Genomic DNA, 14,030 nt, shown 5'->3' with positions numbered 1-14,030 from the left:
ACCTTTCGCCCGCGCACCGAGGTGCCCATGCGCATCCTGGGCATAGACCCCGGGCTCACCCGGTGCGGAGTCGGCGTGATCGACGCCGCTGCAAACCGAACGGCGACCTTTGTCGCGGTCGAGGTGATTCGCACCAGCCCGGAGCAGTCCATTGACCAGAGATTGCTGGGGATCGCCGAAGGGATCGACCGGTTCATTGACCTGTACCGGCCTGATGCCGTTGCCGTCGAGCGGGTGTTCGCGCAACAGAACGTGCGAACGGTGATGGGCACCGCCCAGGCCAGTGGGGTGGCAGTGCTCGCGGCTGCCCGGCACGGGCTTCCACTGGAGCTGCACACCCCGAGCGAGATCAAGGCGGCGATCACCGGCTACGGGGCGGCAGACAAGAAGCAGGTCGGGGTGATGGTGGCCCGGATCCTGCGGCTGACCGAGGTGCCGAAGCCCGCCGACGCGGCCGACTCCCTCGCCATCGCGATTTGCCATGCCTGGCGCCGATCAGCCCCCGGAACCCTGCCCGCAGCACAGACACACGGCGGCTCGGAGCCGACTCCGGCTCAGAAAGCGTGGCTCGCCGCTGAGAAGGCGAGTCAATCGTCGGTGGCTCGACGTAAGCTGGCGCGGTGATCTCATCAGTACGGGGTGTCGTGCTGTCTGCACGCGGGCAGACAGCTGTCATCGACGTCGGCGGAATCGGGTACTCGATCACGGTCGCGCCCGGCCACGCCCAGTCGCTCACCGAGGGCCACGAGGCTTTCATCGTCACCACTCTGGTGGTGCGTGAAGATTCGATGACCCTGTTCGGGTTTCCCGACACCGACCACCTGGATGTGTTCGATCTGCTCCGCACTGTTTCTGGTGTGGGACCGAAGTCCGCGATGGGAGTGCTCGCCGTGCTGGATCCGTCACAGATCGCTGCTGCAGTCGCCTCCGAGGATGATTCCGTCTTCCGGAAGGTGTCCGGGATCGGCCCGAAGACGGCCAAACTGATCGTCGTCTCCCTGACCGGCAAACTACACGCCTCAAACTATGCAGCCGCAGCGCAGCCGAATGCCGCACCGCTCGGCATCGGTGACAGCGTCGTGGCCGCACTCGTCGGGCTGGGGTGGTCTGAGCGGCAGGCCGAGGACGCCGTGACCGACGCGTTGGGCATGGCGACCGAGGCGGAGCGCAGCACCGTTTCGGCCCTGCTCCGGCTGACCCTGTCCGGTCTCGGCCGCACCCCCGCGAGCAGCACTCGATGAGCGTGGACGCGAGGGCAGACGGGGGGCTCGCTGTCACCAGCCCGGTTCCCGAATCTGAGGCCGAACTCGCGTTCGAGGGCGCACTTCGACCGACGTCGTTGGCGGAGTTCGTCGGCCAGACGAAGGTTCGTGGTCAACTCGAGTTGCTGCTTCAGGCGGCAAGTATCCAGAATCGCACCCCGGACCACATCTTGTTGGCGGGTCCTCCCGGCCTCGGCAAGACGACGCTCGCGATGATCGTCTCGCACGAGAGCGGCCGTCCGCTGCGAATGTCGAGCGGCCCTGCCATCCAACACGCCGGAGACCTGGCAGCGGTTCTCTCCTCCCTGGTGGCCGGCGAGGTACTGTTCATCGACGAGATCCACCGCATGGCGCGGTCGGCGGAGGAGATGCTCTACCTGGCGATGGAGGACTTCCGCATCGACATCATGGTCGGCAAGGGCGCCGGGGCGACGACGGTGCCGCTGGAGCTGGCCCCGTTCACCCTTGTCGGTGCGACGACGCGGTCGGGGCTGTTGCCCAATCCATTGCGTGACCGGTTCGGCTTCACCGCCCATTTGGAGTTCTATGCGGATGCCGAACTGGAACAGGTGCTCATTCGTGCCGCAGACCTTCTGAACCTTGACATCAGTTCTGAAGCGCTGAGGGAGATCTCCGGGCGATGCCGGGGCACCCCACGGATCGCCAACCGGTTGCTGCGGCGCGTGCGTGACTACGCGCTGGTGCACGGGGGGCGGGCCGACCTGGCCGCCGTGCACAGCGCACTCGATCTGTACGAAGTCGACGAACTCGGACTGGATCGAATCGACCGCGCCGTGGTGAACATCATTCTCACCCGGTTCCACGGCGGGCCGGTCGGACTCAACACGTTGGCCGCGTCGGTGGGCGAAGAAGCAGAAACGATCGAATCTGTGGTGGAACCGTTCCTGGTGCGGATCGGCCTGCTCACACGCACCCCGCGAGGACGTGTCGCGACGCGCTCGGCCTGGCAACATTTCGGACTCGCCGAACCCGAGTGAGCCCGATCCGGATTCATCCGGGGATTCGCCGTCGGCTTCCAGCAAGATGCGACTAGACTAAAGCGGTTGTCCACATTGGCCTCTGAAAACACCGGCCCCAAGAACTCGAAAGGTATCCTCGTAAGTCATGGATCCGATCACACTCCTCATGCTCGCCGTACTGGCGGTACTGATCTTCTTTATGTTTCGCAACAGCCGCAAGCGCCAGCGAGACGCCGCTTCCCTGCAGGAAAAAATGGTGGTCGGTGCAGAAGTCATGACCAACTCGGGTGTGTATGGCACCCTCTTGTCGATCGACGAGGAAGCCAACCAGGTGCTTGTCGAGACGACGCCCGGGACTATCCTGCGCCTGCACCGCCAGACGGTCGCGCGGGTGGTCGAGCCCGAGACCCACGACTCTGACGAATCCGAGATGTCCGAGATCGGCGACAATCCAGAGTTCGGCGAGCGGTTGGACCACGACGACAACGACGGCTCTTCGTCGTCCAAGTCGTCCAACGACTGAATCCTTCGAACAACCGCGCCTGCATGAAACGCGGGCTGGCGCGCGGATAGAAAGCTGAGTAAAACAGGTGGCTACGCTGACACCCGTCAAGAAGGCCCGACGATCCCTGATCTGGCTCGCAGTGATCATCCTGGGACTGATCGGCCTGAACACGGCCGGCGTACTCTCGGGCGGTGGCAGCTGGGCCCCCAAGCTGGGCCTTGATCTCGAGGGCGGCACCCAGATCATTCTGGCCGCGCAACTCGAAGGCGGCCAGACGGTGTCTTCGGAGCAGATGAACCAGGCTGTCGAGATCATCCGCCAGCGCGTGAACGCGAGTGGCGTCTCGGAGACCGAGATCAACACCCAGGGTGCGAACAACATCGTCGTCTCGATCCCGGGTACCCCCGATCAGGAGACCATCAACCGGATCGAAGCATCCGCGAAGCTGGATTTCCGCGCAGTGCTGGCCGCCGATGCCGCCGCCAATTCCGCCGCTGTTCCGAGCGGTGGACCAACTCCGAGCGACGCGGCATCGCCGTCACCCAGCCTGGAGTCCACGCCGTCGGTCAGCCCCACCGACGCCAGCGACCTGAACTGGATCACTCCGGCACTGCAGGATGAGTTCCTCAACTTCCGATGCGACTCCGAGGAAGCAAAACTGGCCAACCAGGCGCCGGCGGACAAGCCGATGGTGACCTGCGACGAACTCGGCCAGGAGAAGTTCATCCTCGGGCCGGTGGAGGTCGAAGGAAAAGACATCACCGACGCCACCAGCGGTATCGAGCAGACGCAGACCGGCGCGAGCACGGGCCGTTGGGTCGTCAACCTCACGTTCAACGACGTGGGTGGAAAGGAATTCGGTGTCGTCACTCAGCGCCTGTTCGGGCTGACCGGCAACCAGCACCGATTCGCCATCGTGCTCGACGGCCACGTGATCTCCGCGCCAACCGCCAATGTGCCGATTCTGAACGGCAAGGCCCAGATCTCCGGAAACTTCACCCAGGAGACCGCCCAGACCCTCGCCGACCAGCTGAAGTTCGGCGCACTGCCGATCGCCTTCACCGTTCAGAGCCAAGACACGATTTCAGCCACCCTGGGCACCAATCAGCTCGCCGGCGGACTGCTCGCCGGTCTGATCGGGCTCATCCTCGTCGTGATCTACTCGCTGCTTCAGTATCGGATGCTTGGGCTGGTGACCGTCGCATCGTTGACGATCGCTGCGCTGCTCGCCTATCTGGTGGTCACCATACTTTCCTGGCGAGAGGGCTATCGACTGTCCTTGGCCGGCGTTGCCGGTCTGATCGTGGCGATCGGTATCACCGCCGACTCATTCATCGTCTACTTCGAGCGAATTCGTGACGAACTCCGCGATGGCCGGGGCTTGGAATCAGCGGTGGAGGCCGGCTGGAAACGAGCGGTGCGCACGATTCTGGCTTCCGACACGGTGAACTTCCTCGCAGCGGCAACGTTGTTCATCGTCGCCGTCGGCAACGTGAAGGGCTTTGCGCTCACACTCGGCCTGACCACCATCATCGACGTCTTCGTCGTGGTCATGTTCACCCACCCGATATTGCAGCTGCTCGCCCAAACCAAATTCTTCGGTGAGGGGCACCGCTTCAGCGGGCTCGACCCCCGGGCGCTCGGAGCGGTCTACCGCGGGCGAGCACAGTTCAGGGCTCCGGTTCTGGTGCCCGCCGCGAAGGTGGCTTCCAGCGGTCGCGAGGCAGCCAGGCGACAAACCATCGCCGAGCGCAAGGCGGCCGAACTCGAATCACCCCCTCGGAGCGAAACGGTGAAGAAGAGCTCAGCCTCCATGTCATCCAATACGTCTCAGGGAAGCCCAACGGGTAAGAAATCGCCGCCGAAAGCCGGAACAAAGAAGTCGCCCAAGAGCTCAGGTGCCAAGAAGAGCGGGAAGGATTCGTAATGGCTAGTTTCGCGCAATTCGGAAATGACCTGCACACCGGCAAGAGATCCTACGACTTCGTCGGCAAGCGAATGCTGTGGTACACGATCGCCCTGGCTGCGATCATCCTGTCGATCGCCATTCCCGCACTCAAGGGCGGCTTCACCTTCGGTATCGAGTTCACCGGTGGATCTGAGTTCGTGGTCTCCGACATCAGCAACCCCGGCGGCCAGCTGGCGACAGCATCAGCCGCCGTTGCTGGCGTCAAGCCGGGCATGGTGGCGCGGGTCACAACCCTGGGTGACAACGCCCTTCGGGTGCAGACCGACCAGATGACCTCGCAGGAGACTCAGGATGTGCGAGCGTCGCTGGCGAAGGCCTACAACGTGCCGCTCGAGCAAGTGACATCTTCGTTCATCGGCGCCACCTGGGGCCAGGACATCACGAGTCAGGCATTGAGGGGGCTGATCACCTTCATCATTCTGGCGTCTATTGTCATGGCGCTGTATTTCCGAACGTGGAAGATGTCCCTGGCGGCCATGTCTGCCCTCGGACACGACTTGATCATTGTGGCCGGTGTCTACGGAATCACCGGTTTCGAAGTCACTCCTGCGGCGGTGATCGGCTTCCTGACCATCCTGGGATACTCGCTGTACGACACCGTGGTGGTCTTCGACAAGATCAAGGAGAACACGGCCGACTTCGGCCCCAACTCCACGAGCACCTACGGGGAACTCGTGAACCTCGCCGTGAATCAGACTCTCGTGCGCTCGATCAACACGTCGGTGGTAGCCGCCCTCCCGGTGGCATCCATCCTCTTCATCGGGGCGTTCATTCTCGGCGCCGGCACCCTGCGGGATATTTCCCTGGCATTGTTGATCGGCATCATCGCGGGTACGTACTCGACCATCTTCATCGCAGCCCCGATGTACGCGCACCTGCGGTCCGGTGAGAAAGAACTGAAGAAGCAGGACAAGAAGATCCTCGCGCTGCGGAGCAAGTCGGTCATCAACGCCTGAGTTGGGGGCCTCGGCACGCTCCCGGGCCGGGTGCTCGGAACGGTGTGGTTCTGGACGGATCGCTGGTACGGGATAATTGAGCCAGTGAGCAAAGGAGGGGCATGTCGGAAACGACCTCGTCTTCTGCCTCCCTGCGCCGTCTGGTGCCACGGATCTTTTCCCGCGCCCAACCGGTCGGTGCCTTCGACACGCTTCTGAAGACGGTTCGCACGCATCATCCGAGGGCGGACATCGCCGAGATCGAGCGTGCCTACCGCACCGCGGCGAAGGCACACAGCGGCCAGTTCAGACAGAGCGGCGAACCCTACATCACTCATCCGGTCGCGGTCGCCCAGATTCTGGCAGAACTGGGCATCGGGGCCAAGACGATCGTGGCCGCATTGCTGCACGACACGGTTGAAGACACCGATTACACCCTGGAACAACTGCAGAACGATTTCGGCGACGAGGTCGCGATGCTCGTCGACGGCGTGACCAAGCTCGACAAACTCAAATATGGCGAGAGTGCTCAGGCCGAGACCGTCCGAAAGATGATCGTCGCGATGTCGAAAGACATCCGTGTGCTCATCATCAAACTGGCCGACCGACTGCACAATGCGCGCACCTGGGGTTTCGTCTCGGGGGAGTCGTCAGCGCGGAAGGCGACTGAGACCCTGGAGATCTACGCCCCGCTGGCACACCGGCTCGGCATTCAGGCGCTGAAGTGGGAGCTCGAAGATCTCTCCTTCGCCGTTCTCTATCCCAAGATCTACCAGGAGATCGAATCCCTGGTGCGGCAACGCAGCCCGCAGCGCGACAAGTTCGTCGCCCAGGTGATCGAAGCCGTCAACGATGATCTGAAGGCCGCCAAGATCCGCGGAAAGGTGGTTGGTCGCCCCAAACAGTACTATTCGATCTACCAGAAGATGATCGTGCGGGGCCGTGAGTTCGACGAGATCTACGACCTTGTCGGTATCAGGGTCCTCGTCAATACGATTCGCGACTGCTACGCCGTACTGGGGTCGATCCATGCCCGCTGGAATCCGATTCCCGGCCGGTTCAAGGACTACATCGCCACCCCGAAATTCAACCTGTACCAGTCGTTGCACACCACGGTCCTCGGCCCCGAGGGGCGAGCGATCGAGATCCAGATCCGCACCCACGACATGCACAATCGCGCGGAGTACGGCGTCGCGGCGCATTGGAAGTACAAGCAGCAGCTGAACGGCAAAGCCGGACCGTCGAAGCCGGGGGTCGACACCGACATGGCGTGGCTCGCCCATATCTCGGACTGGCAGGCGGAGACGGCCGACCCGAGTGAATTCCTCGACTCCCTCCGTTTCGAAATCGGTGCGAAGGAGGTCTACGTCTTCACCCCGAAGGGGCGAGTGATCGGGTTGCCGTCCGGCGCCACCCCGGTGGATTTTGCTTACTCCGTGCACACCGAGGTTGGCCATCGCACCATGGGTGCGAAGGTCAACGGCCGCCTGGTGCCCTTGGAAAGTGTTCTGGTCAACGGGGACGTGGTCGAGGTCTTCACGTCGAAGAACCCGGATGCCGGACCGAGCCGTGACTGGCTCAACTTCGTGAAAAGCACCCGCGCACGCAACAAGATTCGCCAGTGGTTCACCAAGGAACGCCGTGATGAGGCGATCGAACAGGGCAAGGAAGCCATCGTTCGTGCCATGCGCAAGCAGAACCTGCCGTTGCAGAAACTGATGAACCAGGACTCGTTCACCGAGGTCGCTGCATTGCTGCGCTACGACGACGTGTCCGCACTGTATGCAGCGGTCGGCGAGGGCCACGTCTCCACCCAATCGGTGATCGAAAAAGTACTCGCCTCGCTGCACACCGCAGCCGAGAACGACCAGGCTGAGCTCTCGGTACCGCCCAAAGACCTGGGACCCTCGGTTCGCTACAGCGATTCGGGTGTCGTGGTGCGCGGCGCGCCCGACATTCTGGTGAAGCTCGCCAAGTGCTGCACGCCGGTGCCGGGGGATTCGATCGTCGGCTTCGTCACCCGCGGCTCGGGCATCTCCGTTCACCAGGCGACATGCCACAACGTGAAATCACTGCTGAACGAGCCGGAACGCATGGTCGAGGTCGAGTGGGCCCCGAACTCGAAGAGCGTGTTCCTGGTGCAGATCCAGGTGGAGGCGCTGGACCGCGCAGGTCTGCTCACCGACGTCACGCGGGTCTTGAGCGAACATCACGTGAACATTCTTTCCGCATCGGTGAACACCTCCAGCAATCGGCTCGCGGTCAGCCGATTCATCTTCGAGATGGGTGACGCCACCCATCTGGACCGGGTGTTGACCGCAGTCCGGCGCATCGACGCGGTCTACGATGTCTACCGTGTGACCGACGGCTGATGCGCCGGCACGGGCACGGCGTGCTCCATGATCGCGCCGATGCGCGCCAGGGCCCGGTTCCTGTGCGGCAGGCGCCGGTTGGCGTTCAGGCGTGACTCGCAGTCATTCCACGAGATCTGGTGGTCGATGATCAGGGCGCTCGTGACCGACCGGGTGTGATCGTCGAACTGCTCGGACACGCGCGCGAGGTCGAGTACGGTGCGGAGCGGCGCAGTGACCTGCAGTCCGGCGATGTTCACCACGTCTCCGCCCGCCAACACCACCTCTCGGGCCAGGATTCCCGCAGCAGCCAGGTAGACCCGCCTGCGATGGTCGACACAGAACTGATGCCTGGCCGGTGGCCACGTCCTCGCGCCATGTATCCACGCCGCACTCATCCGCTCGGCGATCAGGTGGCTGCCGGCGGCGCCGAGCAGAGTGCCGGCCCGTTGCATCGGAGACTCCGGCAGGTCAACCGGAACATAGGCTCGGTCCAGCGCGAAGAGCTCACCGTCGAGGCGGGCCGCGCAGAGCTCAGCCCCGGGCAGATCCTGGTCGTCCAACATCCAGCCGAGTCTGGTCATGGTTCCATGATGCTTCGACGCGTTCGGTCATCGCGCCGCCAGCCCTACAACTGTGGAGAAATCTGGCTCGCGAGGTTGCGCCGAGAGAAGAGTTCAGCCGATCGCCGCCAACCAGGCCTTCCGCGCGGTGAGCGCCTCTTTCGCTTCGGTGATCTTCTTGCTGTCGCCGCTTTTTTCGGCTTCGGCCAGTTCGGCCTCCAGCTTCGCAATGGCGTCATGCAACTGGCCGGCCAGACCCTCGGAGCGTGCCTTGGTCTCGGGGTTGTTCTTCTTCCAGAAGTCTTCGTCCAGTTTGCGCACGGCCGCCTCGATCGTGCGCAGGCGTTCCTCGATCGGCTTCACCTGATCACGAGGGACCTTGCCGATCTCATCCCAGCGCCGCTGCACCTCGAGGAGCCGCTTCTTCGCCTTCTCGCGGTTGGTCTCCTTCAGCAGCGGTTCGGCTTCGTCGAGCAGGGCCCGCTTCAATTCCAGGTTGGCTGTGAATTCTTCGTTCTCGATCGCGTCGGTCGCAGACTTTGCCTCGAAGAGCACGTCGCCGGCCACCTTGAACTTTGCCCAGAGTGCATCGTCGTGGCGTTTGCCGGCGCGCGGTGCGGCCTTCCACTCGTCCAGGAGATTGCGGTACGCAGGAATACCCTGGGCGCCCTGGGGGGCGAGCGCCTCGGCCCGCTCGATCAGCTTCTGTTTCTGGCCGCGTGCGTCCTTATGCGTCGCGTCGAGCTGCGCGAAGAAGGCCTTGCGGTTGGTCTCAATGGTCGTGCGAGCGGCACGGAACCGCTTCCAGAGATCATTCGACTCAGACTTGGGCAACCGGGGATTGCCCTGTTGATGCGCCTGCCAGCGCGTGAAGAGATCGTCGAGGGCGACGGTCGCCTGCTTCCACTGCACCTTGGTCGGATCGACGGCGGCGAGCGCCTCGATCTCGGCCACGATTTCGGCGCGCTCGGCGACGGCCCGTTCCGTGGCCGCCTTCTGCTCGGCGCTCTGCTGTGCCGTGAGCTCTTCGACCGTGGTGTCCAACGCGGCCAGTCGTTTGCGCAGGTTCTCCAGGTCGCCCACCGCGTTCGCCTCGGCGAGCTGGCCGGTCAAGGTCTTGACGGCTCGTGCGATATCGGTTGCTGGAGCACCGCCCTTGGCTCGTTGTTCCAAGAGGGTCACCTGTCCGGCGAGCTCAACGAACTTGCGCTCGAAATAGGCGAGGGCTTCTTCTGGGCTGCCGTCCGGAAACTGCCCAACGGCACGTTCACCGTCGGTATCACGGACAAAAACTGTGCCGGTCTCGTCGACGCGGCCCCAGGGGAGCTGATTTGTGGATTCCACGGGTATCCTTGCAGTTCGGCTGATCTGATATCGCGGACAAGCCTACTTGAGTGTGAAGCCCGTGATGGTCGTCGGCACCGCGGGTTTGGTGCTGTCACCGTCGGGAAGAACCCCGGCGTCCGTGATCTTTGAGCGCAACTGATCCAGGCCGCTGGTGATGTGACCGATCACCGTGTACCCGCCGGCGGCGTCGGAGGGGATCTTCGTCTCTTCGTAGACGATGAAGAACTGGCTGCCCATGCTGTCCGATTTGAGCCCTTGGCGCGCCATGGCGAGTGTTCCCGCCGGGTACACGTCGTTGGCCGGCGCGTTCTCGATCGGGCCATAAGAGTATCCGGGACCACCACTTCCGTCCCCGTTCGGATCGCCGCACTGCAGGATGTAGAAGCCGCCGTCGGTCATGCGATGGCAACTCAGTCCGTCATAAAATCCGCTGGAAACCAAACTGATCGTGGACGAGACCGCCTGGGGTGCGGCAGCGCCGTCGAGTTCGACGCCGAGTGCGACGTCGTTGAGCGTGAGGGTTCCGGTCCAGGTGCGGCCCTCGGCGATCGTCTTCGAGGGAACGGCGCCCGTCGGGGCCTCAGCCCCGGGTGAGGGGGCATCTGACGGTTGGAGGCTGGCCGACGGTGACGGGCTGGGCGCCGGCGCGGGGGTAGGGGCGCCGGGGCCGGTGATATAGAAGATCTGCAGGGCGGCGAGCAGCACCACGGCAATCAGCAGCCCCACCCCGGCAACGATGTTGTCCCGAGTGCGGCGCTTGACGCTGCGCTCGTGCACGGCCTGCCTCGCCCGATATGCCCGCAGGCGCGCCTTCGCCTCTCTGGCCTGTCGACTGGGGTTTTTCGCAGCCACGGTTCTCCCTCATTGCCTGTGATCGCTGGTCGGTGATCAATCATTGTGGTGACCACTGGTCATTGGCCGGCCCTCTCCCTCTTATTCGCACACGGTGGTGTGAGGGATCTCGACCAGAAGAACTCTAGCAACCAAGCGCCTGACAGGGGGCAACCTCGAAGCAGCACATTTCTCGATGTCGACACGCCATAGTCTTGTGGGCATGGTCGATTCTCAACCCGGGCTCCATTCCACGCCGGTGCCCCTGGCGGTGCGGATGCGCCCGACGAGCCTGGACGAAGTGGCCGGCCAACGCCACCTGCTCACTCCGGGTTCGCCTCTGGTCGGTCTCGCAACCGATACCACCGCGAAGGTCGGATCGATCTCGGTGATCCTCTGGGGACCACCCGGAACCGGCAAAACCACGTTGGCCCAGGCGATTGCACACACATCGGGGCGGCGGTTCGTTGAGCTGTCGGCGGTCAGCGCCGGTGTTCGCGACGTGCGTCAGGTACTCGAGGAAGCCATTTCCTCCCGTGACATGTACGGCCTGTCGACGATCCTCTTCCTTGACGAGATCCACCGGTTCTCCAAGGCACAGCAAGATGCGCTCTTGCCCGGCGTGGAGAACGGTTGGATCATCCTCGTTGCGGCCACCACTGAGAACCCATCATTCTCGGTGATCTCGCCGCTGCTGTCACGGTCTCTGCTGCTGACCCTGCATCCACTGAGCGACGAGGATCTGGCGACCGTGATCGACCGGGCCGTTTCCGACGCCCGAGGTCTCGGCGGCCACTACGTACTCACAGACGACGCACGTGCCACGATCATCCGGCTGGCATCGGGGGATGCCCGCCGTGCATTGACAGCATTGGAGGCGGCCGCCGGAAGCGCCCGTGCCCAGGCCGACGCCGCCTCGCAATCTCAATCGGCCCCAGGATCGGCTGAGGCCGTCGAGACCAGTGACACCGCGTTGCCTGAGATCACCGCCGAATTGGTGGCGCTGTCCGTCGACCGGGCGCTCTTGCGTTATGACCGCAACGGTGATGAGCACTATGACGTGATCAGTGCGTTCATCAAGTCGGTGCGCGGTTCTGATGCCGATGCGTCGCTGCACTACCTGGCCCGCATGATCGAGGCAGGGGAGGACCCCCGGTTCATCGCACGGCGCATCATCATCCTTGCTTCAGAAGACATCGGCCTCGCCGACCCTCAGGCGCTGGTGGTCGCAGTGGCCTGCGCCGACGCGGTGCAGTTCATCGGGATGCCCGAAGGCCGTATCCCGCTGGCACAGGCGGTGGTGTACCTCGCGTGCGCACCGAAGTCGAACGCTGCGTACGTCGGGATCAACAAGGCGATCGCCGATGTGAAGGCCGGAAACTTCGGTCGGGTGCCCAAACACCTGCGCGATGCCCACTATGCGGGCGCCAAGAGGCTCGGCCATGGCACGGGCTACAAGTACCCGCATGACGCGGAGCTGGGCGTGCTGCAGCAACAGTATTTGCCGGATGAGTTGGCCGGTGCGAGCTACTATCGACCGACCGTTCACGGCAACGAACGTGAGATCTCCTCGCGCTGGGAGAAACTGCGCCGAATCATACGTGGGCGCTGAGCGAGTTCCCAGGCCGGGTGTGTTCACCGGCTGGCCCCCGGCGTGCTAGGATTTATCCCGCCTCCATTAGGTGTTCGAGTGCGGCTGCGCCGAACATCGCTCGTGGTGGGATGTGTCCTGTAGCCGGACGGTCCCGGTGGCACATCCCTCTTCTCATAATCTTGCATGCCTCCCGGAGTGCCCGGAGAGTTTTGCGTCTGAAGACAGATGTTCAATCAATTGAAAGGAACCCGTGTCTACCAAGTCACGTACCCATAGCCAGACCCGGCTGTCGCGCGCCCTGGGCATCCCGCTCACGCCAAAAGCAGCCAAGTACCTCGAGAAGCGCCCCTATGCTCCGGGTGAGCACGGCCGCACCAAACGCAAGACCGATTCCGACTACGCCGTGCGTCTGCGCGAGAAGCAGCGTCTGCGTGCCCAGTACGGCATTCGCGAAGCGCAGCTCAAGATCGTTTTTCAGGAAGCCCGTCGTGCTCCCGGCCTGACCGGTGAGAACCTGGTCGAGCTGCTCGAGCAGCGCTTGGACGCCCTGGTTGTTCGTGCCGGAATCGCCCGCACCACTGCCCAGGCCCGCCAGATGATCGTTCACCGTCACATCATGGTGGACGGCCAGCGCGTCGACCGGCCGTCGTTCCGGGTCAAGCCCGGCCAGCTGGTGCACGTGCACCCCAAGTCAGAGAGCATGGAGCCGTTCCAGGTCGCCGCTGCCGGCGCCCACGTCGACGTGCTGCCGAAGCTCCCCGCCTACCTCGAGGTGGAGATCGACAAACTGCAGGCACGCCTCGTGCGTCGCCCGAAGCGTGCCGAGGTCCCCGTGACCTGTGAAGTGCAGCTCGTGGTGGAGTACTACGCCGCGCGCTAGTCTCCAGTGCAGCTAATGTAGGGGGTGGGTCGCCTGGCGGCCCACCCCCTACAGCCTTTAACCGGCACCGGTTCAGGTGCCGACGCGAACGAACGGGAGTGCACGAATGACTGGTGGCGACATTGCCGGACTGATCGCCGCCGGGATCTTCGCGGTGCTGGTCGGGCTGCTGACGATTCCCCTCATCAAACTCGGCAAGGTTCTCGATGAAACCAGCCGATCAATCCGAGAGATCACCGACCACACCACGCCGCTGTTGGATGAGGCCGCCGACACGATCTCATCGACCAACACCCAGTTGCAGCGGGTCGACCAGATCACCGGCAACGTGGCGGATGCCACCGGCAATGTCTCAGCTCTGGTCTCCCTGGTCGCCGCCACCGTCGGTGGGCCCCTGATCAAACTCGCCGGCTTCAGCGCTGGCGTGCGCGCCGCTTTCCGTCACGCTGGAGGGGGCGAGAAGCGCCCCCGGCGTAGGGCCCGGTCGCGGAAGGCGTGAGCCGAGACCGGCGCTCACCACCCCCCGTAAGCTGTATTCAGACGCGAACCGTCACCCGATTCTAAGGAGCAAGTAGAATGAAGAACTTTGTCTGGCTGATCGTCGGTGTGGGCGTGGGATTCATCGCCGCGCACCAGCTGAACAAGACGCGGGTCGGGAGCGATCTCTTCGCACGGATCGACGCTCAGGCGAAGGAATTCAGCGACGCGGTCGGTGAAGGCTATCGCACGCGCGAGGCCGAATTGCGCCGCGCCATCGGCGACGCGTAGGCATCCGCCCACATTTCACGACACCGTACCTTTTCCCTCGAACAA

14 protein-coding genes are annotated in these 14,030 nt (G+C 63.6%); 11 read left to right on the top strand and 3 right to left on the bottom strand.

Going from position 1 to position 14,030, the window contains the following annotated elements:
- The first annotated feature begins 27 nt into the window (after positions 1-27).
- From ruvC to DL891_RS08800, 7 genes are all read left to right on the top strand, one after another.
- Complete coding sequence (gene ruvC, locus DL891_RS08830) at positions 28-624, top strand: crossover junction endodeoxyribonuclease RuvC (protein WP_111720057.1); 597 nt, start codon at positions 28-30, stop codon at positions 622-624.
- Positions 621-1,241 carry a Holliday junction branch migration protein RuvA gene (ruvA, locus tag DL891_RS08825; protein ID WP_111720056.1) on the top strand — a complete coding sequence of 207 codons (621 nt, stop codon included), beginning with the start codon at positions 621-623 and terminating at the stop codon, positions 1,239-1,241. The genes ruvC and ruvA overlap by 4 nt, the downstream gene beginning before the upstream one ends.
- On the top strand, positions 1,238-2,260 hold the full coding sequence (gene ruvB, locus DL891_RS08820; RefSeq protein WP_111720055.1) for a Holliday junction branch migration DNA helicase RuvB: 1,023 nt from the start codon (positions 1,238-1,240) through the stop codon (positions 2,258-2,260). Before ruvA ends, ruvB begins: the two co-directional genes overlap by 4 nt.
- Before the next feature lie 127 nt (positions 2,261-2,387).
- On the top strand, positions 2,388-2,765 hold the full coding sequence (gene yajC, locus DL891_RS08815; protein ID WP_111720054.1) for a preprotein translocase subunit YajC: 378 nt from the start codon (positions 2,388-2,390) through the stop codon (positions 2,763-2,765).
- Positions 2,766-2,832: 67 nt separating this feature from the next.
- The gene (gene secD, locus DL891_RS08810) at positions 2,833-4,674 is read left to right on the top strand and encodes a protein translocase subunit SecD (RefSeq protein WP_111720053.1); all 1,842 of its coding nucleotides are present in this window, start codon (positions 2,833-2,835) and stop codon (positions 4,672-4,674) included.
- Positions 4,674-5,672, top strand: a complete 999-nt coding sequence (gene secF, locus DL891_RS08805; protein WP_111720052.1) for a protein translocase subunit SecF — start codon at positions 4,674-4,676, stop codon at positions 5,670-5,672. Before secD ends, secF begins: the two co-directional genes overlap by 1 nt.
- Before the next feature lie 101 nt (positions 5,673-5,773).
- Positions 5,774-8,023 (top strand): bifunctional (p)ppGpp synthetase/guanosine-3',5'-bis(diphosphate) 3'-pyrophosphohydrolase, encoded by a 2,250-nt coding sequence (locus DL891_RS08800; RefSeq protein WP_111720051.1) that lies wholly within the window; start codon positions 5,774-5,776, stop codon positions 8,021-8,023.
- Here DL891_RS08800 and DL891_RS08795 read toward each other — a convergent pair.
- The 3 genes from DL891_RS08795 to DL891_RS08785 all read right to left on the bottom strand — a co-directional run bounded on the left by DL891_RS08795 (position 8,002) and on the right by DL891_RS08785 (position 10,764).
- A complete protein-coding gene (locus DL891_RS08795) occupies positions 8,002-8,586 on the bottom strand; it encodes a type IV toxin-antitoxin system AbiEi family antitoxin (RefSeq protein ID WP_111720050.1) in 585 nt (194 codons plus the stop codon). The genes DL891_RS08800 and DL891_RS08795 overlap by 22 nt on opposite strands.
- 93 nt (positions 8,587-8,679) lie before the next feature.
- Positions 8,680-9,909: a DUF349 domain-containing protein gene (locus DL891_RS08790; RefSeq protein WP_111720049.1), complete on the bottom strand. Its 1,230-nt coding sequence runs from the start codon at positions 9,907-9,909 to the stop codon at positions 8,680-8,682.
- A 42-nt stretch (positions 9,910-9,951) separates the two neighbouring features.
- Positions 9,952-10,764 (bottom strand): peptidylprolyl isomerase, encoded by an 813-nt coding sequence (locus DL891_RS08785; protein WP_111720048.1) that lies wholly within the window; start codon positions 10,762-10,764, stop codon positions 9,952-9,954.
- Positions 10,765-10,966: 202 nt separating this feature from the next.
- Here DL891_RS08785 and DL891_RS08780 point away from each other — a divergent pair, with 202 nt between their 5' ends.
- From DL891_RS08780 to DL891_RS08765, 4 genes are all read left to right on the top strand, one after another.
- Entirely contained in the window at positions 10,967-12,355 is a 1,389-nt protein-coding gene (locus DL891_RS08780) for a replication-associated recombination protein A (RefSeq protein WP_111720047.1), read from the top strand.
- Between the two features lie 232 nt (positions 12,356-12,587).
- Positions 12,588-13,217, top strand: a complete 630-nt coding sequence (gene rpsD / locus DL891_RS08775; protein ID WP_111720046.1) for a 30S ribosomal protein S4 — start codon at positions 12,588-12,590, stop codon at positions 13,215-13,217.
- Positions 13,218-13,323: 106 nt separating this feature from the next.
- Complete coding sequence (locus DL891_RS08770) at positions 13,324-13,716, top strand: DUF948 domain-containing protein (RefSeq protein WP_111720045.1); 393 nt, start codon at positions 13,324-13,326, stop codon at positions 13,714-13,716.
- A 77-nt stretch (positions 13,717-13,793) separates the two neighbouring features.
- On the top strand, positions 13,794-13,985 hold the full coding sequence (locus tag DL891_RS08765) for a hypothetical protein (RefSeq protein WP_111720044.1): 192 nt from the start codon (positions 13,794-13,796) through the stop codon (positions 13,983-13,985).
- Positions 13,986-14,030 lie beyond the last annotated feature (45 nt).

The organism is Homoserinimonas sp. OAct 916, from assembly GCF_003260275.1.
Classification (GTDB): domain Bacteria; phylum Actinomycetota; class Actinomycetes; order Actinomycetales; family Microbacteriaceae; genus OACT-916.
This window is presented reverse-complemented; position numbering and strand designations above follow the sequence as displayed.

Bases quoted from the DNA above. Each gene is read 5' to 3' on its own strand.
- ruvC (WP_111720057.1), top strand. From the start codon at position 28: ATGCGCATCCTGGGCATAGACCCCGGGCTCACCCGGTGCGGAGTCGGC.
- ruvB (WP_111720055.1), top strand. From the start codon at position 1,238: ATGAGCGTGGACGCGAGGGCAGACGGGGGGCTCGCTGTCACCAGCCCG.
- yajC (WP_111720054.1), top strand. From the start codon at position 2,388: ATGGATCCGATCACACTCCTCATGCTCGCCGTACTGGCGGTACTGATC.
- secF (WP_111720052.1), top strand. From the start codon at position 4,674: ATGGCTAGTTTCGCGCAATTCGGAAATGACCTGCACACCGGCAAGAGA.
- DL891_RS08800 (WP_111720051.1), top strand. From the start codon at position 5,774: ATGTCGGAAACGACCTCGTCTTCTGCCTCCCTGCGCCGTCTGGTGCCA.
- DL891_RS08795 (WP_111720050.1), bottom strand. From the start codon at position 8,586: ATGACCAGACTCGGCTGGATGTTGGACGACCAGGATCTGCCCGGGGCT.
- DL891_RS08780 (WP_111720047.1), top strand. From the start codon at position 10,967: ATGGTCGATTCTCAACCCGGGCTCCATTCCACGCCGGTGCCCCTGGCG.
- DL891_RS08770 (WP_111720045.1), top strand. From the start codon at position 13,324: ATGACTGGTGGCGACATTGCCGGACTGATCGCCGCCGGGATCTTCGCG.
- DL891_RS08765 (WP_111720044.1), top strand. From the start codon at position 13,794: ATGAAGAACTTTGTCTGGCTGATCGTCGGTGTGGGCGTGGGATTCATC.